17 protein-coding genes and 1 pseudogene are annotated in these 20,223 nt (G+C 72.6%); 8 read left to right on the top strand and 10 right to left on the bottom strand.

The genetic code is table 11. The features are described from left to right. Position 1 precedes the first annotated feature (1 nt). The 8 genes from ASD06_RS09135 to ASD06_RS09170 all read right to left on the bottom strand — a co-directional run bounded on the left by ASD06_RS09135 (position 2) and on the right by ASD06_RS09170 (position 8,845). Entirely contained in the window at positions 2-1,615 is a 1,614-nt protein-coding gene (locus tag ASD06_RS09135) for a uroporphyrinogen-III synthase (RefSeq protein ID WP_056676036.1), read from the bottom strand. Continuing rightward, positions 1,612-2,646, bottom strand: a complete 1,035-nt coding sequence (hemC, locus tag ASD06_RS09140) for a hydroxymethylbilane synthase (protein ID WP_056676039.1) — start codon at positions 2,644-2,646, stop codon at positions 1,612-1,614. Before hemC ends, ASD06_RS09135 begins: the two co-directional genes overlap by 4 nt. Beyond that, positions 2,643-3,965 (bottom strand): glutamyl-tRNA reductase, encoded by a 1,323-nt coding sequence (locus tag ASD06_RS09145; protein WP_056676042.1) that lies wholly within the window; start codon positions 3,963-3,965, stop codon positions 2,643-2,645. The genes hemC and ASD06_RS09145 overlap by 4 nt, the downstream gene beginning before the upstream one ends. Further along, on the bottom strand, positions 3,962-4,681 hold the full coding sequence (locus ASD06_RS09150; RefSeq protein WP_056676045.1) for a redox-sensing transcriptional repressor Rex: 720 nt from the start codon (positions 4,679-4,681) through the stop codon (positions 3,962-3,964). The genes ASD06_RS09145 and ASD06_RS09150 overlap by 4 nt, the downstream gene beginning before the upstream one ends. 162 nt (positions 4,682-4,843) lie before the next feature. Next, positions 4,844-5,134: a glutaredoxin family protein gene (locus ASD06_RS09155; RefSeq protein ID WP_056676047.1), complete on the bottom strand. Its 291-nt coding sequence runs from the start codon at positions 5,132-5,134 to the stop codon at positions 4,844-4,846. Continuing rightward, positions 5,131-5,478: a cupin domain-containing protein gene (locus ASD06_RS09160; RefSeq protein WP_056676050.1), complete on the bottom strand. Its 348-nt coding sequence runs from the start codon at positions 5,476-5,478 to the stop codon at positions 5,131-5,133. The genes ASD06_RS09155 and ASD06_RS09160 overlap by 4 nt, the downstream gene beginning before the upstream one ends. 115 nt (positions 5,479-5,593) lie before the next feature. Further along, positions 5,594-8,605 carry a helix-turn-helix transcriptional regulator gene (locus ASD06_RS19845; RefSeq protein ID WP_162248058.1) on the bottom strand — a complete coding sequence of 1,004 codons (3,012 nt, stop codon included), beginning with the start codon at positions 8,603-8,605 and terminating at the stop codon, positions 5,594-5,596. 42 nt (positions 8,606-8,647) lie between these two features. After that, positions 8,648-8,845, bottom strand: coding sequence for a hypothetical protein (locus tag ASD06_RS09170; RefSeq protein WP_056676057.1), 198 nt, complete (start codon positions 8,843-8,845; stop codon positions 8,648-8,650). Between the two features lie 233 nt (positions 8,846-9,078). On the opposite strand from ASD06_RS09170, the gene ASD06_RS09175 reads away from it, so the two are divergent. The 5 genes from ASD06_RS09175 (at position 9,079) to ASD06_RS09195 (ending at position 15,043) form a co-directional block, all read left to right on the top strand. Continuing rightward, positions 9,079-9,903 (top strand): HAD family phosphatase, encoded by an 825-nt coding sequence (locus tag ASD06_RS09175; RefSeq protein WP_082537865.1) that lies wholly within the window; start codon positions 9,079-9,081, stop codon positions 9,901-9,903. Next, positions 9,900-10,664, top strand: a complete 765-nt coding sequence (locus tag ASD06_RS09180; RefSeq protein WP_082537866.1) for a sigma-70 family RNA polymerase sigma factor — start codon at positions 9,900-9,902, stop codon at positions 10,662-10,664. The genes ASD06_RS09175 and ASD06_RS09180 overlap by 4 nt, the downstream gene beginning before the upstream one ends. A gap of 103 nt (positions 10,665-10,767) precedes the next feature. Further along, positions 10,768-12,039: a DUF5667 domain-containing protein gene (locus ASD06_RS09185; protein WP_056676062.1), complete on the top strand. Its 1,272-nt coding sequence runs from the start codon at positions 10,768-10,770 to the stop codon at positions 12,037-12,039. Between the two features lie 186 nt (positions 12,040-12,225). Further along, positions 12,226-14,256, top strand: coding sequence for a M4 family metallopeptidase (locus ASD06_RS09190; protein ID WP_200941984.1), 2,031 nt, complete (start codon positions 12,226-12,228; stop codon positions 14,254-14,256). A gap of 289 nt (positions 14,257-14,545) precedes the next feature. Further along, the gene (locus ASD06_RS09195) at positions 14,546-15,043 is read left to right on the top strand and encodes a hypothetical protein (protein WP_056676066.1); all 498 of its coding nucleotides are present in this window, start codon (positions 14,546-14,548) and stop codon (positions 15,041-15,043) included. A 370-nt stretch (positions 15,044-15,413) separates the two neighbouring features. Here ASD06_RS09195 and ASD06_RS09200 read toward each other — a convergent pair whose 3' ends face one another. After that, a complete protein-coding gene (locus ASD06_RS09200) occupies positions 15,414-15,839 on the bottom strand; it encodes a hypothetical protein (RefSeq protein WP_056676067.1) in 426 nt (141 codons plus the stop codon). A gap of 243 nt (positions 15,840-16,082) precedes the next feature. Between ASD06_RS09200 and ASD06_RS09205 the strand changes: the two genes are divergently transcribed. Then, positions 16,083-16,682, top strand: a complete 600-nt coding sequence (locus tag ASD06_RS09205; RefSeq protein WP_056676069.1) for a DUF998 domain-containing protein — start codon at positions 16,083-16,085, stop codon at positions 16,680-16,682. Between the two features lie 282 nt (positions 16,683-16,964). Continuing rightward, on the top strand, positions 16,965-19,331 hold the full coding sequence (locus ASD06_RS09210; protein WP_056676071.1) for an excinuclease ABC subunit UvrA: 2,367 nt from the start codon (positions 16,965-16,967) through the stop codon (positions 19,329-19,331). A gap of 45 nt (positions 19,332-19,376) precedes the next feature. Here the strand turns inward: ASD06_RS09210 and ASD06_RS09215 are convergent, their stop codons facing one another. Beyond that, the gene (locus ASD06_RS09215) at positions 19,377-19,880 is read right to left on the bottom strand and encodes a nitroreductase/quinone reductase family protein (RefSeq protein ID WP_056676456.1); all 504 of its coding nucleotides are present in this window, start codon (positions 19,878-19,880) and stop codon (positions 19,377-19,379) included. A gap of 129 nt (positions 19,881-20,009) precedes the next feature. On the opposite strand from ASD06_RS09215, the pseudogene ASD06_RS19645 reads away from it, so the two are divergent. Then, a pseudogene (locus ASD06_RS19645) lies at positions 20,010-20,223 on the top strand (VOC family protein); the annotation flags it as partial.

Genomic DNA, 20,223 nt, shown 5'->3' on the forward strand with positions numbered 1-20,223 from the left:
GTCAGCGCGCCTTGCGCCGCGACCCGGCCTTGCGCTGGCTCGGTCGCACCACGGGCTCGCCTGCCTCCAGCGCCGCGAGCCGGAGCCCGGCGCCGTACTCCGCCAGCGCGTCGACCAGGGCCGCAGCGCTCGCCTCGGGTGCCAGGACGTCGACCCGCAGGCCGTGCTCCTCGGCGGTCTTCGCGGTGGCCGGGCCGATGCAGGCCACGACGGTCGAGGCGTGCGGCTTGCCGGCGATCCCGACGAGGTTGCGCACCGTCGAGCTCGAGGTGAAGACCACGGCGTCGAACTTGCCGGTCTTGATGGCCTCGCGGATCTCGGCAGCCGGGGGCGCGGCGCGCACCGTGCGGTACGCCGTCACGTCGTCAACCTCCCAGCCGCCCTCCTGCAGGCCGGCGACGAGGGTGTCGGTGGCGATGTCAGCCCGCGGAAGGAACACCCGGTTGATCGGGTCGAGCACCTCGTCGAACGGCGGCCAGTCAGCCAGCAGGCCCTGCGCCGACTGCTCGCCGCTGGGCACGAGGTCGGGCTCGATCCCCCACTCGCGCAACGCCTTCGCGGTGACTCCGCCGACGGCCGCGACCTTCAGCCCCGCGAACGCCCGGGCGTCGAGCCCGAACTCCTCGAACTTCTCGCGGACGGCGCGCACGGCGTTCACCGAGGTGAAGCCGATCCACTCGTAGCGGCCCGTGACCAGACCCTTGATGGCGCGCTCCATCTGCTGCGGGGTGCGCGGCGGCTCGACCGAGATGGTCGGCACGACCTCGCTCACCGCACCGAAGTCACGCAACCGGTCGGTGGTGGCGCCCGCCTGGTCCTTGGTCCGAGGCACCAGCACCCGCCAGCCGAACAGCGGCTTGGTCTCGAACCACGACAGCTCCTCGCGAAGACCCACCGCGTCACCGACGACCGCCATGACCGGCTTGTCGAGCCGCGCGGCCTTGAGCGCCGCGGGGGCGTCGCCGAGGGTCGCGGTGATCGTGCGCTGCTCGGTCGACGTGCCGTGCGAGGTGATCGCCACGGGGCAGGAGTCGTCGCGACCGGCCTCGGCCAGGTCGACCAGCGCGGCCGACAACGACTCGGGCGTGCCCAGCACGACGACGGTGACGTCGGAGCCGGTCGACCTCGCCCAGTCGACCTTGCCGTCGCCGGGGTTGATCACGTGGACGGCGCGCGAGGACTTGGTGGTCAGCGGCACGCCCGCGTACGCCGACACGGCCGCCGCGGCGGACACGCCCGGCACGACCTCGAAGGGCACCTGCGCCTTGCGGCAGGCCACGGCCTCCTCGGCCAGGCCGTTGAAGGTGGCGGGGTCGCCGTCCATGAGGCGCACGACGCGGCGCCCGCCCTTGGCCGCGCGCGTGACCAGCTTGGCGCGCCCGGCCACGGTGAGCGGCGTGCCGTCGTCGCCGAAGCCGGCGTCGACGAACTCGACGTCGTCGCGCGTCCAGCGCTGGACGTCGGCCTCGCGCAGCAGCTGGTCGAGCACGACGACGTCAGCCGCGCCGAGCAGCTCGACGGCGCGCAGCGTGAGCAGCCCGGGGTCGCCGGGGCCGGTGCCGACGAAGGCGACGCGGCCCGTGGCGCGAGAGGTGGAACGGGTGGTGGTTGTCACGAAGCACGCTCCGGTGAGTGCTCGGCGGGATTCGGTGCGAGGGCGGGCGAAGGTGGTCGTTCGTGGTCGGCGGTCATGACCTCGGCGGTGACGAGCTCGGCGGCGCCGTCCTCGAGCAGCTCGGCGGCGAGCGCGCCACCCAGCCCCTCGGGCGACTCGATGGGGCCTGAAGCACTGCGGCGCAACGTCTCTGAGCCATCCGGGGCAGCAACAACGGCTCGCAGCGACAGCTCGAGCGTGGTGGCGCCGTCGGCATCGAGAGACTCGACCACCTCGGCGAGCGCGCCGACCGGGGCGGTGCAGCCGGCCTCCAGGGCGGCAAGCAGCGCGCGCTCGGCGCTCACGGCAGCGCGGGTGTCGGCGTGGTCGAGGGTGGCCAGCAGCTCGATGAGCTCGACGGCGTCGGCTCGGCACTCGACGGCCAGCGCCCCCTGGCCCGGCGCAGGCAGCACCTGCAACGGGTCGAGCACCTCGGTGGCCTCGTCGGCCCGCCCCAGGCGAGCCAACCCGGCGCGCGCCAGGATCACGGCGTCGAGCTCTCCGTCGCGCACGAACGACAGGCGGGTGTCGACGTTGCCCCGCACCGGCACCAGCTCGTGCCCGAGGCCGAGCGCCAGCACCTGGGCCGCCCGGCGGGGTGACCCCGTGCCGATGCGCGCCCCGGCCGGCAGCTCGCCGAGGGTGAGCCCGTCACGCGCGACGAGCACGTCGCGAGGGTCCTCACGCGCCGGGATGGCGGCGAGGGTGAGGCCCGGCTCGGGCGCCGTCGGCAGGTCCTTCAGCGAGTGGACGGCGAAGTCGACCTCGCCGTCGAGCAGCGCCCGGCGCAGCGCCGCGGCGAAGACGCCGGTGCCGCCGATCTGAGTCAGGTGGGCGCGCGAGACGTCGCCCTCGGTGGTGACCTCGACCAGCTCGACCGGGCGGCCGGTGGCGGCCGTGAGGGCCTCGGCGACGTGTCGGCTCTGGGTCATCGCCAGCGCGCTGCGGCGCGTGCCGAGCCGCAGGGCGGGGCCGGTCGCCGGCGCGGTCATGACCGCACCTGCGCTTCCGAGGCGAGCAGCGCGTTGCTGACCTCGGAGACCGCCGTGACGTTCTCGGGGTCGAGGTCGAACAGGTCGCGCAGCGCCTTGTCGTAGGAGCCGCCGGCGTCCTGCCCGGCCAGCTCCTTCACGCGAACGGTCGGCGCGTGCAGCAGCTTCTCGACGACGCGGTGCACCGTGCGCTGCAGCTCGTCGCGGACGGCAGGGTCGACGTCCGGTAGCCGGTGGTCGAGCCTCTGCAGCTCGGACTCGACGACGGCCGCGGCGCGGGCGCGCAGCGCGGCGACGGTCGGCGCCACGGCCTGGACGCGCACGGCGTTGAGGTAGTCGGCGACCTCCTCGTCGACGAGTGCGCGTACCTGGCCGATGTCGCCAGTCAGCTCGGTGGCGGCCAGCTCACTGCCCAGCACCGCCAGGTCAGCGACCTCGACGCCGGGCAGCTCGGCGACCTGCGGGTCGACGTCGCGCGGTAGGGCGAGGTCGACGTACACCTGCTTGCTGCTGCGGGCACGCGAGGCGCCCTTAGCCAGCGCGACGTCGATCACGTGACCGACCGCGCCCGTGCACGACACGACGAGGTCGGCGCGCGCCAGCTCGTCGGCGAGGTCGTCGAGCGCCGCGGCCCGACCGCCCACGGCAGCGGCGAGCCGCTCGGCGTGCTCGGTGGTGCGGTTGGCGATGGTGATGCTGCCGGCGCCCCAACGGTGCAGGGTCGTGGCAGCCAGTGCGCTCATCGAGCCGGCGCCGACGACGAGCACGGCTCGGTCGGCCACGGAGCCCAGCGAGCGCTCGGCCCGGTGGATGCCGGCCGTGACGAGCGAGGCACCGGCCCGGTCGATGGCGGTCTCGGCGTGGGCGCGCTTGCCGACGCGCAGCGCCCGCTGAACGAGCCCGTCGAGCACGCGGCCGGTGTCGCCGGCGTCCTGCGCCGCCCGCAGGGCCTGCCGCAGCTGGCCGAGCACCTGGCTCTCGCCCACGGCCATCGAGTCGAGCCCGCAGGCGACCGAGAACAGGTGCTCGACGGCGCGGTCGGCGTAGTGGACGTAGAGGTGGTCCTTGAGCTCGGCGAGGTCGACGCCGGTCGTGGCCGAGAGCGCGTCACCGAGGTCAGCGAGGCCCCCGTGGAACGTGCTGACCTCGGCGTAGACCTCCACGCGGTTGCACGTCGCAAGCACCAGCGACTCGCTGACGTTCTCGCCGGTCAGCGCCCGCGAGGCGAGGGCGCGTGAGGCGTCGACCGGCAGGGCGACGCGCTCGAGCAGGTCGAGCGGGGCGCTGCGGTGCGAGACGCCGATCGCCAGCAGGCTCACGCGTCACCTCCAGCAGCCGCCTCAAGCATGTCGTCGAGTTCATCGCTTCCCCTGCGCGACAACGACTTTCGCTGCTCGTGGAAGGCGAGGATCTGCAGCTCGGTCGAGAGGTCGACCTTGCGCACGTCGACGTCGTCGGGCACCGAGAGCACGCACGGCGCGAAGTTCAGGACGCTGCGGACGCCGGCCGCCACGAGCCGGTCGCACACCTCCTGCGCCGGGCCGGCGGGCGTGGCCACCACGCCGATGGAGATCGGCTGGTCGACCACCAGTGACTCCAGGTCGTCGAGCGAGCGCACGGGCAGCCCGGAGACGACCTCGCCGACGACGTGGGGGTCGGTGTCGAACAGCGCCACGACGTTGAACCCGCGGGTGGCGAAGCCGGCGTAGCCCGCCAGCGCGTGACCGAGGTTGCCGATGCCGACGATGGCGACGGGCCAGTCCTGGGTCAGGCCGAGCTCGCGGGAGATCTGGTAGATCAGGTAGTCGACGTCGTAGCCGACGCCGCGGACGCCGTACGACCCGAGGTGCGAGAGGTCCTTTCGCAGCTTGGCCGAGTTGACGCCGGCTGCTGCCGCGAGCTCCTCGGAGGAGACCGTGGCGGTGTCGTGCTCGGCGAGGGCGGTGAGGGCACGCAGGTACACGGGAAGCCGGGCGACGGTGGCCTCGGGGATACCCCGGCGGCTGACCTGCTCCTCGCTCACGTGGGGTCGCACTCCTTCTCACGGCAGGACGCTGCGCGCCCGAAGGGGCTAGCAGACGGCCTGCGCCGACGGCAACCCGGGGTGGGTTCCGTCCGGCGGACCCCCCTACGATAGGCACTTGTGAACGTGCGCACAAAGTTGCGCGTCGGCAACCGGGTTACGGGGTGATCCGGGTCACGTTCGGGCCCGGCCGCGGCCCCATCGCCGGCGTCCGGTGAGCGCGTCGCGCAGGCGTTGCTCGTCGACCCGCCAGAAGGTGTGCTGGGCGCCGTCCACCAGCACCACGGGCACCTGCTCGGAGTACTCGCGCAGCAGGTCGGGGTCGTCGTCCACCGACACCTCGACCCAGCCGGCGCCGGTGTCGTCGGCCACGCGACGCACCACCTCGCGGGCGTCGTCGCACAGGTGGCAGCCGGCGCGCCCGACCAGGGTGATGCGCGGTGCGACGCCGGTCGGGTCGGTCATGGGGCGCCCGGGCGGACGATCGCCGAGTGGTGCAGGGCCCACAGCTCGTCCACGTTCTGCGGCTCGTCAGAGTGCAGCGCGCGCACGAGGGCGTCGATCTCGGGCGTCATGACGACCAGCACGTGCGCGCCCTCGCCGTCGACGGTGGCGAAGGTGTGGTGTCGTCCGGCGTGCACGGTGTGCAGCTCGCCGGCGTGCAGCAGGTGGCGCTGGTCGCCGTCCTGCACCTCGAGGCGTCCCTCGATGACGAAGAACGCCTCGTCGCCTGCGTGGTGCACGTGCAGGGGGGCCTGGTCGCCCTCGTGAGGCGCCAGCTTCCACTGCCGGACGACGAACCCGGTCACGCCACTCAGCCTAGTCATCGTGGCAACGACAGTCAGCCGGCTGACTCTTGTGGCCACGGTCACCGCTTCTGCCCGACCGCGTCTGCGCGCGACCGGCGGTGGCGAGACAGGGCGGTCAGCCGCTGATCAGGCCCTGACGCCGGGCGAGGGCGGCGGCTTCGGTGCGGCCTGCGGCACCGAGCTTGGCCAGGATGTTCGACACGTGCACGCTCACGGTCTTGGTGCTGATGAACAGCTGCTGACCGATCTCGCGGTTGCTACGGCCGAGGGAGACGAGCTCGAGCACCTCGCGCTCGCGCGCGGTGAGCTGCTGGTCGGCCGGGCCGGCGTCGGCCACCGCCGCTCGCGCTCGCGGCCCTGCGCCGGCCACCAGCCGCAGCTCGCGCAGCAACGGCTCGGCGCCGAGCCGCGTGGCGGTCGCCCGTGCCGCCGTCACGAGCGGCTCGGCCGCCTCGACGCGCCCGCACGCGCGCAGCACCGCCGCCAACCGCGCCTGGCTGCGCGCCGTCTCGAAGACGTGGCCGAACGCCTCGAAGGTCGCGACCGACCGCTGCCAGAGCTCGACCAGCTCGTCGTCCCCCGGGACGTCGACACCGCACAACCAGCGCAGCCGGGCGTGCTCGGCCTCGACCCGTGCCACCCACGCGGCGCCCTCGGGACCTGGGCGCCCCTGCGGCTCGTGCTCCCACCGAGCCGCCGCCTGGGCGGTCGCCAGCGCCTGCGCACCCCACCGGCCGAGCTCCCGACGCGCCTGCCCGCCGCCTCGCCCGGCCGCGGTAGCCAGCTGTCCGAGCAGCAGGGCGGCCATGCGCACCTGCACGTGCAGGGTCTCGCGTTGCCACAGCTTCGTGACCGTGGCCGCGATCTCGTCGTGCACCGCCTTGGCGGACTCGACGTCGCCGGCGTCGCCGTACAGGTCGATCGCGGGCGCGCAGCTGATCGCGACCACCCCCTCCTTGCCCCACCAGGGGCGCAGGTTGGCCAGGACGTCGACCGCGTGCTGGCGTCCGCGCCCGGCCTGCACCGCCAGCCGGCCGCCGGCGAGCCAGGCCTCGGCCACGCCGGGCGGCGCGGCGTCGGTGACGTCGGTGAGGGCCAGCACGTCGTCCCAGTCGCCCATCACGTACGCCACCTGGGCGGCCTGGAAGCGACCCTCGAGCGCGTACGGCGCCCACGGCCGGCCGCGCTCGAGGCCCAGGGTGAAGGCGGCCGTGTAGCCAGCGCGGGCCTCGGGCAGCTGGCCGTTCTCGAACGCCAGCGCGCCGAGACCGTACAGCCCGCGCAGCTCTGCGGAGACGTCGCCCGCGCTGCGAGCGCGACGCACACTCTGCTGCAGGGCCGCACGCGACGACAGCGCGTCGCCGGCCCGGCGGTCGAGGTAGCCGAGCGTCGTGGTGGCCTCGGCGACGACGGCGGGAAGCTGCAGCGCCAGCGCCATCTCGGCTGACGCCTGCGCCCAGCGCGCCGCCTCTTCGCGCCGGTAGTGCTCGAGGTTGGCTCGGGCGTGCACACCCATCACCTTGGCGCGCAACGCCGACGGCGGTTGCTCGGGCACCAGCTGCAGCGCCTCGGCCGTGAGGGCGAGGACGTCGATGGTCGTGTCGCTGACCAGCGCGATGGTCGCGGCCATCAGCAGCACGCTGGCGCGCGTGGCCGCGGGGACGTCGTCCGGCAAGGTGGCGAGCTGCTCCTGCACGAGCGCGAGCCCACGGTGCACGCGCCCGGCCGCCATGGCCGCCTCGGCGGCGCGCAGCGTGAGCTGCACGCGATCGACGTCGGGCGCGATCTGCTCGGCGCGAGCGGCGTCGCCCAGCAGCTCCAACGCGGTCTCGAGGTGCTGGGTGGCTTCGTCGGGGCCGCCGACCCGCATGGCCTCGTCGCCGGCCTGGATGCTCGCGCGCACGGCGGTGGCGAGGTCGTGCGCGGCGCGCGCGTGCCGGGCCAGCTCGGCCGCGGTGCCCTCGACGTCGCGCGACGCCAGCGCCTCGGCGTAGGCGGCGTGCAGCCCCACGCGTTCGCCGGGCAGCAGGTCGTCGTAGACCGCCTCGGCGAGCAGGGCGTGCCGGAAGGCGTAGCCGTCGCGCTGAGTGGGGATGAGCACGTTGCCGTCGACGGCGGAGCGCACCGCCGCGTCGAACTGCTGGCCGCCCACGCCGGCGACGCGGGCGAGCAGGGCGTGCGGCACGCGGCGTCCGGCCACCGAGGCAGCGCGCACCACGGCTCGGGCGTCGTCGTCGAGCTGGTCGAGGCGCACGAGCAGCAGCTCGGCGAGGTCCCACGACAGCGGGCCGCCGCCGCGCTCGATGCCGGCGACGAGCTCCTCGGTGAAGAACGCGTTGCCCTCGGCCCGGCGCACGATGCCGCGCACCTCGCGCTCGGGAAGCGGCTCGGGGTGCAGGGCCCGCACGAGCGTGCGCACCGCCGAGTCGGGCAGCGGCTCGAGCTGCAGGCGCGTGACTCCGGCCAGCCGCCCCCACTGGGCCGCCGTGGCCCGCAGCGGGTGCCGGCGGTGCAGGTCGTCGGTGCGGTACGACGCCACGATCGACACCGGCAGGTCGTGCCGGCGCGCGAAGAGGAAGCCGAGCATCTCGCGGGTCGACTGGTCGGCCCAGTGGACGTCCTCGACGAGCACGAGCACCGGCGCGGACGACGCGAGGTCGCCCAGCGCCGCCTGCACCGACTCGAAGAGCACGGAGCGATCCATGCGATCGCCGCGGTCGAGCGAGCCGAGCTGCGGTGCGTCGGCCGGGTGCTCGTCGCCCATCATGCGGCGTCCGGGCATGAGGCGGGCGACGGCGGGGTGGGCGTCGATCAGCTGGGCCGCGACGGCGGGTTGGTCGGCTGCGAGCCGGCCGAAGATCTCGCTGAAGGGCAGGTACGGCAGGGTGCTGTCGCCGAAGTCGAGGCAGTGACCGATGACGACCTGCCACCCGGCGGTCTGGGCGGTGTCGCGCAGCTCGGTGAGCAGGCGGGTCTTGCCGACCCCGGCGTCGCCCGCGAGCAGCACCGAGCCCGGCCCGACGGGCGCGCCGGACGGGCCGGGGACGCCGACGAGCCCCGCGAGCCGCTCGAGCTCCTGGGCTCGACCGACCAGCGGGGCAGGCGGCGCACTGGGGTCAACGGGCACGAGCACATCATCGTGCGCGGCACCGACAACGTCGAACACCGTTCACACGGCGCGAACACGCGAGCCGGTCGAGGCCGGCGTCGGTGGGTGACTGCGCTGCAGAGGTAGGCGCACGACCTGGGCGACGGCGTGCCGGGTCGCGCTCGCCCGGCGCGGGCGGCGGGCGAAGCCGGCGCGGATCTGCGCGCGGCGGGCCTGCAGCTCGGCGGAGACGGCCTCGGGGGTGGTGGGCTGGAACATCGTGGACTCCTCAGATGTGGCGGTTCTTTCTGACGTCCATGAATCTGGCTCTCTGAGGTAGGTGCCCACATCGGCGCTTCGGCGTATTCGCTGGTGGTGCGGGGCGCCGTGCGGGCCTCTGAGGCACCTCACCCGCGCCCCGGCCGCCCTAGGCGTGCACTTCGGATCCGAAGTGCACGGGTGGGGGGCCACGCGACGGGGTGTGCAATTNCGGTGTCGTTACCCTCCGGTAGGTGGACGTCGAGCCCCCAGTGGCCGCAGCACTCGCCCGCGAGCTGACCGTGCCGCCGGACCCCACCGCGGCGGCCTTCTTCGACCTCGACAACACGATCCTGCGCGGCGCGAGCATCTTCTACTTCGCCCGCGAGCTGTACCGGCGCGACTTCTTCACCGTGCGCGACCTGGCCCAGATGGCGTGGATGCAGGCCCGCTTCAAGGCCCTCGGCGAGAAGATGGAGCACGTCCACCTCATCCGCGAGCGCGCCCTGTCGTTCGTCGAGGGCCACACGGTCGACGAGATCACCGCGATCGGCGAGGACGTCTACGACGAGGTGATCAAGGACAAGATCTGGCCGGGCACCCAGGCGCTCGCCCAGCTGCACCTCGACGAGGGCCAGCGGGTCTGGCTGGTGACCGCGACGCCGATCGAGATGGCCGACACGATCGCTCGCCGGCTCGGCCTGTCGGGCGCCCTCGGCACGGTGGCCGAGCGCGTCGACGGCGTGTACACCGGACGGCTGGTGGGCGACCCGCTGCACGGCAAGGCCAAGGCGGACGCCGTCCGGGCGCTGGCCGAGCACGAGGGTCTCGACCTGACGCGGTGCTCCGCCTACTCTGACTCGGCCAACGACATCCCCCTGCTCGAGCTGGTCGGACGTCCCTGCGCGATCAACCCGGACGCTCGGCTGCGCGCGCACGCCAAGGCCCACGGCTGGCGCGTGCGCGACTACCGCACCGGACGCAAGGCGGCCAAGGTCGGCGTCCCGGCCCTCGCGGGCGTCGGGGCGGCCGCCGGTGGCGTCGTGGCCGGCGCAGCCCTGCGCCGCAAGCACCACTGAGTGGAGGACCGACGAGCGATCAGCTGAGCCCTTACCGTCCCTCGGCACCAGCCGGGACGGCGGGACTGCACGCGCTGTGGTCGCTCCTCCAGCTGCTCCCCGCCCTGGAGGCAGCCGGGCCGACGCACCGGGTCGGCTTGTGGGCCTCGCTCGCTGGCGCGCCGCCGTCCGCGCCCTCGGGTGGCACTGCGCCCACACCGGACGCCGACCCCGACCTCGAGCGGGTGCAGGGGCTGGTGACGCTGGCCCAGCAGGGCGACAGCGAGGCCTTCGCCTTGCTCTACGAGCGGTACGTCGACGTCGTCTACCGCTACGTGTACTACCGGGTCGGCTCGCACCACGTCGCGGAGGACCTCACCTCCGAGACGTTCGTGCGGGCCCTGCGCCGGATCGACAGCTTCAGCTGGACCGGACGCGACATCGCCGCCTGGTTCGTCACGATCGCCCGCAACATCGTGCTCGACCACGTGAAGTCCTCGCGCTACCGGCTCGAGGTGACCACGGCCGAGCTGCTCGACGGCGACGAGCACGCGGCCTCCCCGGAGCACGACGTCCTGCAGCGCCTGCGCGACGAGCGGCTGGTCGAGGCGATGCGCACCCTCAAGCCCGAGCAGCAGGAGTGCCTGGCCCTGCGGTTCCTGCAGGGGCTCTCGCTGGCCGAGACGGCGGAGGCGATGGGTCGCACGGCAGGCGCGGTGAAACAGCTGCAGCTGCGCGCCGTGCGGGCCCTGCACCGCGAGCTCGGGGACGAGCGACCGTGAGCGCCCTGTTGATCGTCGACGCACCCGTAACCCGGGCCCGGATCGGTCGTTGGACCAGTCGAAGCACCGGGGGCATGAGCAGTGAGGCGATGAGGTGGGGACCATGGCGTTGACGTCACGCCGCGACGCCGAGGTCTTCGCCCGCCTGCTGGACGGCGAGCGCCCGGCTGCCGGGAGCGCCGAGCTCGAGGCGTTGGCCGAGCTGACCCGGGCCCTGCCGCGGCCCGCCGTGGCGCCGCGTCCCGAGTTCGTCGCCCGGCTGCGCACCGAGCTGGTGAGCGCGGCCGAGCAGCGGGCGGCCCTGTTGCCCCGCCAGGCGAGCGCTCAGAGCGTGCGGGGCGCGGCTTCACGCACTCCTGCCGGTCCGCGCACGATCGAGGTCCGGTTCCCGCGTCGGCTCGTGCCGACGCTCGCGGCCACCCTGGTCGGTCTCGCGGTGCTCGTGGTGGGGCTGAGCAGCCGGGCCCTGCCCGGTGACCGCCTCTACGACGTCAAGCTCGGCATCGGGCAGGCGCAGGTGCGGCTGGCCGGCAGCGACCTCGACCGCGGCCGAGCCCTGCTGAGCCAGGTCGACCACCGCCTGGACGAGGTCGACGCGCTGGTGGGTGCGGGTGACCCGCGGGCCGCTCAGGTCGACGTCGCGCTGACCCAGGCGGCCACCGACCTGGCCGACGCCCAACGCGTGCTGCTGTCGGCCGGCGGCGGCACGGCAGACCCTGAGGCGCTGCGGGCGCTGGCCGACGCCAGCGTGCAGGCGCTCGGGCGTCTCAAGGCGCTGGAACCGTTGCTACCCAGCGGTTCTGGCCCTGAGCTGCACCGCCTGCTCGACCTGCTCGCCACGGGGCAGCAGATGCTCGTCCAGCAGGTCGCGGCGTGCGGCGCCCCGTGCGCTGACCTGCGCGGCGACCTCCAGCGTCTCGGCATCGCGGTCGGTGATGGCGGCGTCGCAGGCTCCGGTAGCGCGAACGGTGCGGCACCCGGCGGCGCGACCACTGGCCCGCCGGTGCCGCAGGTCCTCCCGACGGCGGCGCCGACGGCGAGGGGCGGCCTTCCGCTCCCCAGCGCCACCACGACGCCCCCTGCACCCGGCGTCACGGCCCCAGGCGTCACGGCCCCAGGCGTCACGGCCCCAGGCGTCACGGCCCCAGGCGTCACGGCGAGCGTGCCCGGCGTCGTCGTCACCGTGCCGGGGGCCACGGTGACGACGGGCTCGGGCGGTCTGCCGTCGGTGACCCTGCCGCCGGTCGAGGCAACGGTGGGCTCGCTCACCGCGTCGGTGTCCGTGCCGGCGATCGGCGCTCCGACGTCCAGTGCCTCGTCGTCGCCGACGTCCAACTCCTGCGTCATCGCCGTCGGCGGCCTCTGCGTCGGGTAGGCGCGTCCCTCGGCCAGTCCAATTCTTGGTCAACGGTTGGTCAAAAGGGGCATACCGCACGTCCTGACCGGCACTGTCAAGCCTTGTGCTGCACCTGTTTGCGTCGGCACAGTCTCGGCGTCCCATCTCGGGGGTCCGATCCGTCCTGGTTCGGGCCATTCAGACAGGAGCGCTGAGTTGAGAAGAGTGACCACGTTCACGGCGGTGGCAGCCCTTGCCGCCGCCGGTGTCGCGGCAGCACCGATCGGTGCGAGCGCGGCGACCCAGGCTGGCGACCCCAGCCCCTCGGCGGCGGCCGTCGCCTCCGCTCTCGGCCTCGGATCCGGCGAGCAGCTGCACGTGAAGAACGCGTCCACCGACGCGAACGGCACCCGGCACGTCCGCTACAACCGCACCTACGACGGCCTGCGCGTCGTGGGCGGCGACCTCGTCGTCCACGAGTCGAAGTCCGGCAAGATCAAGGGCACCGACAAGGCCCTCTCCGGCAAGCTCGCCGTGGCCAGCACCACGCCGTCGGTCTCGAAGGCCGCCGCCGAGAGCCGTGGCGCCTCGCTCGCCAAGGCCAGCCACGAGACGTCGGACGCCGAGCTCGTCATCTTCGCCGCCAAGGGCACCCCGCGCCTGGCCTACGACGTGGTCACCGAAGGCATCAAGGCCGACCAGACGCCCACCCGCCTGCACACCTTCGTCGACGCCAAGACCGGCAAGACCCTCGCCTCCTGGGACGACATCGAGACGGCCACCGGCACCGGCAACTCGATCTACTCGGGCACCGTGTCGCTGTCGACCAGCGGCAGCTCGGGCAACTACTCGCTCACGGACGTCGCGCACGGCAACGGGCAGACCACCGACCTGAACGGCGCGACCTCGGGCAACGGCACGTTGTTCACCGACTCCGACAACGTGTGGGGCAACGGCTCGACGTCCAGCCGGCAGTCCGCGGCGGTTGACGCGCACTACGGCGCCGCGGTGACGTTCGACTACTACAAGAACGTCCAAGGCCGTAACGGCATCTTCAACAACGGCACCGGCGTACGCTCGCGCGTCCACTACGGCAACAGCTACGTGAACGCCTTCTGGGACGGCACGCAGATGACGTACGGCGACGGCTCGGGCAACGCCGACCCGCTGGTCGAGATCGACGTCGCGGGCCACGAGATGAGCCACGGCGTCACCGAGAACACCGCCGGCCTGAACTACAGCGGTGACGCGGGCGGCCTGAACGAGGCGACGAGCGACATCTTCGGCACCGCCGTGGAGTTCTACGCCAACAACTCCTCCGACGTCGGCGACTACCTCATCGGCGAGAAGATCGACATCAACGGCAACGGCACGCCGCTGCGCTACATGGACAAGCCCTCCAAGGACGGCGGCAGCAAGGACTGCTGGTCGTCGTCGGTGGGCGGCCTCGACCCGCACTACTCGTCCGGCGTCGGCAACCACTGGTTCTACCTGGCGTCCGAGGGCTCGGGCTCCAAGGTCATCAACGGCGTCTCGTACAACAGCCCGACCTGCAACGGCAAGAGCGTGACCGGCATCGGCCGCGCCGCCGCTGAGAAGGTCTGGTACCGCGCGCTCAGCACGTACATGGTCTCGACCGAGACCTACCCGATGGCGCGCAACTCGACGCTGAAGGCCGCCATCGACCTGTACGGCGCCAGCAGCACCCAGTGCTCGGCCGTGGCCGCCGTGTGGGACGCCCTCTCGGTGCCCGCCGGTTCGGTGTCCTGCAGCGGGGGTGGCGGCGGTGGCGGCGGTGGCACCGGCACCAACCTGCTGCAGAACCCCGGCTTCGAGTCGGGCTTCGTGAACTGGACCGGCACCAACGGCCCGGTCACCAACAACACCGGCCGCCCGGCGCGTACGGGATCGTGGAAGCTGTGGCTCGGCGGTAACGGCACCTCGGGCACCGAGACGATCAACCAGAGCGTGGCCGTGCCCTCCACCGGGACGCCGACCCTGTCGTTCTGGATGCGTTCTGACACCTCGGAGTCCGGCTCTACCGCCTACGACCGGATGCGCGTGCAGATCGTGTCCGGCTCGACGGTGACGACGCTGGCAACGTACTCGAACGTCGGCACGAACGCGACGTACACCCAGAAGACGTTCGACCTGAGCGCCTTCAAGGGCAAGACGGTCACGGTGCGGTTCACCGACACCGAGGACTCGTCGCTGCAGACCAGCTGGGTCGTCGACGACACGTCGCTGACGAGCTGATCTGCTCCACAGGGGGACGAAGGGCCGGCGAGTTCGTCTCGCCGGCCCTTCGCCGTCCCCTGGTCCGACGGTCGCCCGAGCGGTCCTGGCGGGCAGGTTCGGCCATCTCGGCCTGCGTGACGGCGCATGGCCCCTGCTCGGCGCGAGTCAGGCTGGGACCGCTCGGCCTGGCCCACTCCTGTCTTCGTCCGGAGCGGCCGCCGGTCATGCCTGCATGGGGTCGCGCAAGTTCACGCTGCGCGGCGGGTCTCGCGGGCGGCGCGCACGCAGGTGCTGGAAGGATGCGCGGATGTCGTATGACCTTGCGGTGTGGGAGGGCACAGTCCCTGCGACGGTCTCCGAGGCTTCTGCTGAGTACGAGCGACGGATGGACGCGATGGAGGCCGCCCTTGAGCGACCGGATGGGCCACCGCCGGCCTCGCCGGCGATTCGAGCCTTCGTCGAGGCTGCGCTGTCGCGCTACCCAGCCCTGGACGAGGACACGGGTCCTGAGTGCCCCTGGGCTTCGTCACCGTTGATCGACGAGGCCATTGGCGACCTCATCTACTTCCCTCTGACGTTCTCAGGGGCCGAGATCGCCCGAGACGAGCTCGCCGACCTGGCTCGAGCGCACGGGTTGGTCTGTTATGACCCGCAGATCGAGGCGCTGCTCCCGGATCCGGCCGCCAAGTCAGCTGCCACGGTCGCGGCAGCGGCGCATGAAGCTCTCGTGAGGCACGTGCAAGACCAGGACGACTCTGCTGATGGGAGGCGGTGGTGGAGCCGCTTGTTCAGGCGGCAGAACTGAGGTCGCCGGCACAGGCGATCCGCCCAGACGCCCGGACGTTCAGGCACTCCGAACGTCCGGATCTGGTTCCCTTCTGTGTCAAGACGCGGCTGGGAGCGCGGGCTTAGGCTCTTGTCTGGCGGGTCCGGGAAGTGACTTGTCCGAAGAGCTGGCACTGGGCTGTGAGCCGGTCGCGCTGGAGTCAGAGTCGTAGCCCTGTTGTCCTCCCCCCACTTCCCCGCGAGCCGGCGCGGCCGCCGTTGACCCTCAAGCCGATGGGCGCAGGTGCTGGTCTCCTACGCCCTGGTCCGGCAGAGAACCGTAGAGCGCGGTCACAGGCTCATGCCGCTGCTCGCGCAGCCCGCATCCTCGTCGTCCCTGCCCAGACCGGTCACCTACCGCGCGGGCGGTCCCGCCAGGCCGCCGTGGCCCACAGCACCCAGGCAACCAGCACCGGCTGGAAGAAGAGCCGGATGAGCCGCTTCTGATCCGTGTCGAGGCCGAACGCATCGTTGCCCTCGACGTACTGCGCGATGTTGCCGGGCAAGACTGCGACGAAGAAGGCCGCGACCACGAATCCCACGGTGACGCGACCACGGGCCCAGGCCAGAAGCGCGGCTCCCAGGCCGATCTCTATGACACCAGAGACGAGCACGACAGTGTCGTCGTCGACGGGGAACCAGGCCGGGACCTGGGCTTGGAAATCGTCGCGGGCGAAGGTGAGATGGCTGATCCCCGCGCCGATGAGGGCAGCGCCGAGCACCCAGCGAGCCAAGCTACGTGGGAGTGACGTGGGCGCGGCATCCGTGAGGGCCATGAGCCCAGCATCGCACTCTCAACCGTCCGGCCGTTCCACCGCGGATGCGCTGCCGCATCTGCGGTAGCCGCGATGAGAGTGCGCCATTCCGCCGCGGAGCGGGCGTCGTTCCGCCTCGACCGACGCCGATGCGGGGTGCCTCCAGCCACGGCCTACGGTGACGTCATGCCCCCAGCCCGTAGACGACCGCTCCTCAAAGTCACCGGGTTTCGGGCTGCGCGGTGGGGAGCCCTGGCACTGCTCGTGCGACCGGTCTATATCGCGACCGAATTCGTCGTTGCGGCGGCAACGTCGGGCGGCTACAGCTTCCTCTCCGATTCGGTGAGCCGACTCGGTGAGGTCGCTTGCTCGGCGGCGTACTGCTCGCCGCGACACGGGGTGATGAACGGCTCATTCATCGGCTTCGGTGCGTTGCTGGCCGGCGGCGCGGTGCTGCTCTCGCGGGCTCTGGGGCCATGGGTCACGGGCTTGCTCGTGGTCTCCGGGCTGAGCTCGGTCGCCACGGGCCTCGCGCCCCTCGACCAGGACGCCACCCTGCATGCGATCGCCGCGGCACCCTTGTTCGTGGCGCAACCGGTCGCGCTGATCGTTCTCGGTGTGCGGTTGCGCAATGACCGGCCGCGTCTGGCCAGGGCGCTCTTGGCAGCGGGAGTCGCGACCGGCGCGGCGGCCGTGTCATTCGTGCTCTCCGGTGACGGCCCCGCATCGGGTGCCCTCGAACGCCTTGCCCTGTGGCCAGTGCTCGTCGGGCTGGCCGGGTTCGGGTGGACGCAACTCCCTGTCGGTGGTCGGCGCGAATCCGGTCATCGAGAGGTGAGTGCACACAACAGGTCCGCCGGATAAACCCCCTCGACCACACCGAGGGCGCGACCAACGCACGCCATGCCCGTGCGGCGCCCCGACCGACGGGAGTAGCCCATTTCGCCGCCAGTCGGCGCGCCCGCCGTCTCACCCTCATGCGGATGTGCGGATGCTCCTCGGCCTGCGGCTCGTCGGGCTGGTCGGGCTCGATCTCCCGTTCTGCCGCCCACGCCGAACGATGACGCAGCGTCCACCAGGACGCCGAGCCCTTTGACGTCGATACTTGGCCTCAAGGACGCAGCAGGCCATCGACAGGGGAATCCCGTGACCACCGAAGCGGACGGCGGCTTCGTGCGTGTCCGCGGGGCCAGCGAGCACAACCTGCGCAACGTCGACGTCGACATCCCCCGCAATGCCATCGTGGCGTTCACCGGGATCTCCGGCTCGGGCAAGTCCTCGCTGGCTTTCGGCACGCTGTACGCCGAGGCGCAGCGTCGCTACTTCGAGTCGGTGGCGCCCTACGCGCGCCGGCTGCTGCAGCAGGTCGGTGCTCCCCACGTCCAGGAGATCACCGGGCTTCCTCCGGCGGTGGCGCTGCAGCAGCGTCGCGGGGCGGCCACGTCCCGCTCGTCGGTCGGCACCCTCACCACGCTCTCTAACCTGCTGCGGATCCTCTACTCGCGAGCAGGCACCTACCCCGCCGGGGCCGATCACCTTGCGGCCGAGGCGTTCTCGCCCAACACCGTGGCGGGCGCGTGTCCGCGCTGCCACGGTCTGGGTGTCGTGCACGACGTCACCGAGGAGCTGCTCGTCCCCGACCCGTCCCTGAGCATCCGCGACGGCGCGATCGCCGCCTGGCCCGGGGCGTGGCAGGGGGCCAACCTGCGCAGCATCGTCACCGGTCTCGGCATCGACATCGACAAGCCGTGGCGCCGGCTCCCGAAGAAGGACCGCGACTGGCTGCTCTTCACCGACGAGCAGCCGTCGGTGCTCATCAAGCCCGAACGCGATCGGATCGACTACGGCTACTACGGGAAGTTCTGGAGCGCGCGCAAGCACGTCATGCACGTGCTGGCCGATTCCACGAGCGAGCGGATGCGCGAGCGGGCCCTGCGGTTCGTGCAGGACGCGCCCTGCCCCGACTGCCGAGGCAGCGGGCTGCGCCCGGAGGCCCTCGCGGTGACCTACCTCGGGCGTTCGATCGCCGAGCTCAACGACCTGGCGTTCACCCAGCTCGTCACACTGCTACGTCCGGTCGCCCAGCTGCCCGAGGACTCCAACGAGGTCGCGGTACGGATCTGCGCTGACCTGGTCGCCCGCATCGAGGTGCTCCTCGACCTGGGCCTGGGCTACCTCAGTCTGGGCCGCAGCTCGACGACGCTGTCGCCCGGTGAGGCGCAGCGCCTGCGGATCGCCACCCAGCTGCGGTCCGGCCTGTTCGGGGTCGTCTACGTCCTGGACGAGCCCTCGGCCGGCCTCCACCCGGCCGACGCGGAGCCGCTGCTGGATGTCTTGGACCGCCTGAAGGCGTCCGGCAACTCACTGTTCGTCGTGGAGCACGACCTCGACGTCGTACGGCGGGCCGACTGGGTCGTCGACATCGGCCCCGGTGCGGGCGAGGGCGGCGGACGAGTGCTCTACAGCGGGCCGGTAGCCGGTCTCGAGGACGTCCCCGAGTCAGCAACCAGCGCCCACCTGTTCGGTCGCAACGAGCGGCTGGTGCACGACGCGCGGGCCCCCCAGGGCTGGCTTCGGTTGGCCGGTGTGCGCCGCCACAACCTGCGCGACCTGTCCGTCGACATCCCGCTCTGCGTGCTGACCGCTGTCACCGGGGTGTCCGGCTCCGGCAAGTCGACCCTGGTCAGCCAGGTGCTCGCCGAGGACCCGGCTGCCCTCGAGTCGTTCGACCGACTCGTGCTCGTCGACCAGCGGCCGATCGGCCGGACGCCGCGCTCCAACCTCGCGACGTACACGGGGATGTTCGACGCCGTGCGCAAGCTGTACGCCGCCACGGACGCGGCCAGAGCGCGCGGCTACGGCGCGGGCCGCTTCTCGTTCAACGTCCCCGAGGGCCGCTGCGAGACCTGTCAGGGCGAGGGTTTCGTCTCCGTCGAGCTGCTCTTCCTGCCGGGCACGTACGCACCCTGCCCGGCGTGCCACGGCGATCGCTACAACCCCGAGACCCTCGAGATCACTTACTGCGGCAAGAACATCGCGGAGGTGCTCGCCCTCTCGGTGGACGACGCCGCGACGTTCCTCGCCGCCGTGCCGGCCGCCGCACGCAGCCTCCAGACGCTGCACGAGGTGGGCCTGGGCTACCTGCGACTCGGACAGCCGGCCACCGAGCTGAGCGGCGGTGAGGCCCAACGCATCAAGCTCGCCACCGAGCTCCAGCGGGCGCACCGCGGCCACGCGCTCTACCTGCTCGACGAGCCGACGTCGGGGCTGCACCCCGCAGACACCGCGCTGTTGCTCCGCCAGCTGCACCAGCTCGTCGACGCCGGCAACACGGTGGTGCTCGTCGAGCACGACCTCGACGCGATCGCCACCGCCGACTGGGTCATCGATCTCGGCCCGGGCGGAGGCGACGCCGGAGGTCGTGTCGTCGCGACCGGAACTCCGGCCGAGGTCGCGAAGGCCGAGGGCAGCGCGACCGCGCCGTACCTCGCGCGGCGACTCGAGCGGACCTGACCTGGCGCGAGCGAGCGGCACCCTGGGCCAGCGCCGGCGAGTCGTTCACGCGACGACCTCGACCTCACGCGGCTCGAGCACGACGACCGCGGTCTCGGCCGGCCGCCGGGCCGCGTAGTCGTCGAGGTTCTTGTCGATCTCGGCCCAGCGCGACCACAGCCGCTCGCGCTCCTTCCCCTGGGCACAGCGGCCGCGGACCAGTCGGGATCCGTCGCGGGTCTCGACGACGGCGTCCGGGTGATCCTGCAGGTTCAGCCACCACGCGGGCTCAGCCGGTCCCCACCCGTTCATCGCCATCGTGACCAGGGCTGCGCCGTCCTCGAAGTAGCTGAGGACGACCTGTCGAGGCTCCCCGCTGCGTCGACCCGTCGTGGTGAGCCGCAGCGTTCCCGCCCGCCCCCGCTTCGGGCTCCACAGGCCGAACCGGCCGCCGGTCGCGCGCAACAGCGCACGATGGCCGTGCCAGAAGGCCACGACGAACCAGCGCGGCGGAAGCCCTCCACGCCGGCTCCGTGGCGTCACTGCTCGCGCGGCACGCTCCCTGGACATGCCCACACCGTCACGCCTCGGGGCCGGCCCTGCCAGGGCCATAGGTCCGGTGCAGCCGGCCACCCCCGGGCACCCTCCGCCACCCCGAGATCGGTGCTCCGCGAGCCGAGGGCCGCTAGCGTGCGGCGCATGCCCATCAAGCTCGAGAACGTCGGGATCGCCGTCCGCGACCTCGAGGCGACGATCGCCTTCTTCACCGACCTCGGGCTCACCGTGCTCGGGCGCGACACGGTGAGCGGGGAGTGGGCCGACACGGCCGTCGGCCTGGACGGCAACCACGCCAAGATCGCGATGCTCCAGACGCCGGACGGCAACGGTCGCCTCGAGCTCTTCGAGCACATCC

Source organism: Angustibacter sp. Root456 (assembly GCF_001426435.1).
Lineage (GTDB): Bacteria > Actinomycetota > Actinomycetes > Actinomycetales > Angustibacteraceae > Angustibacter.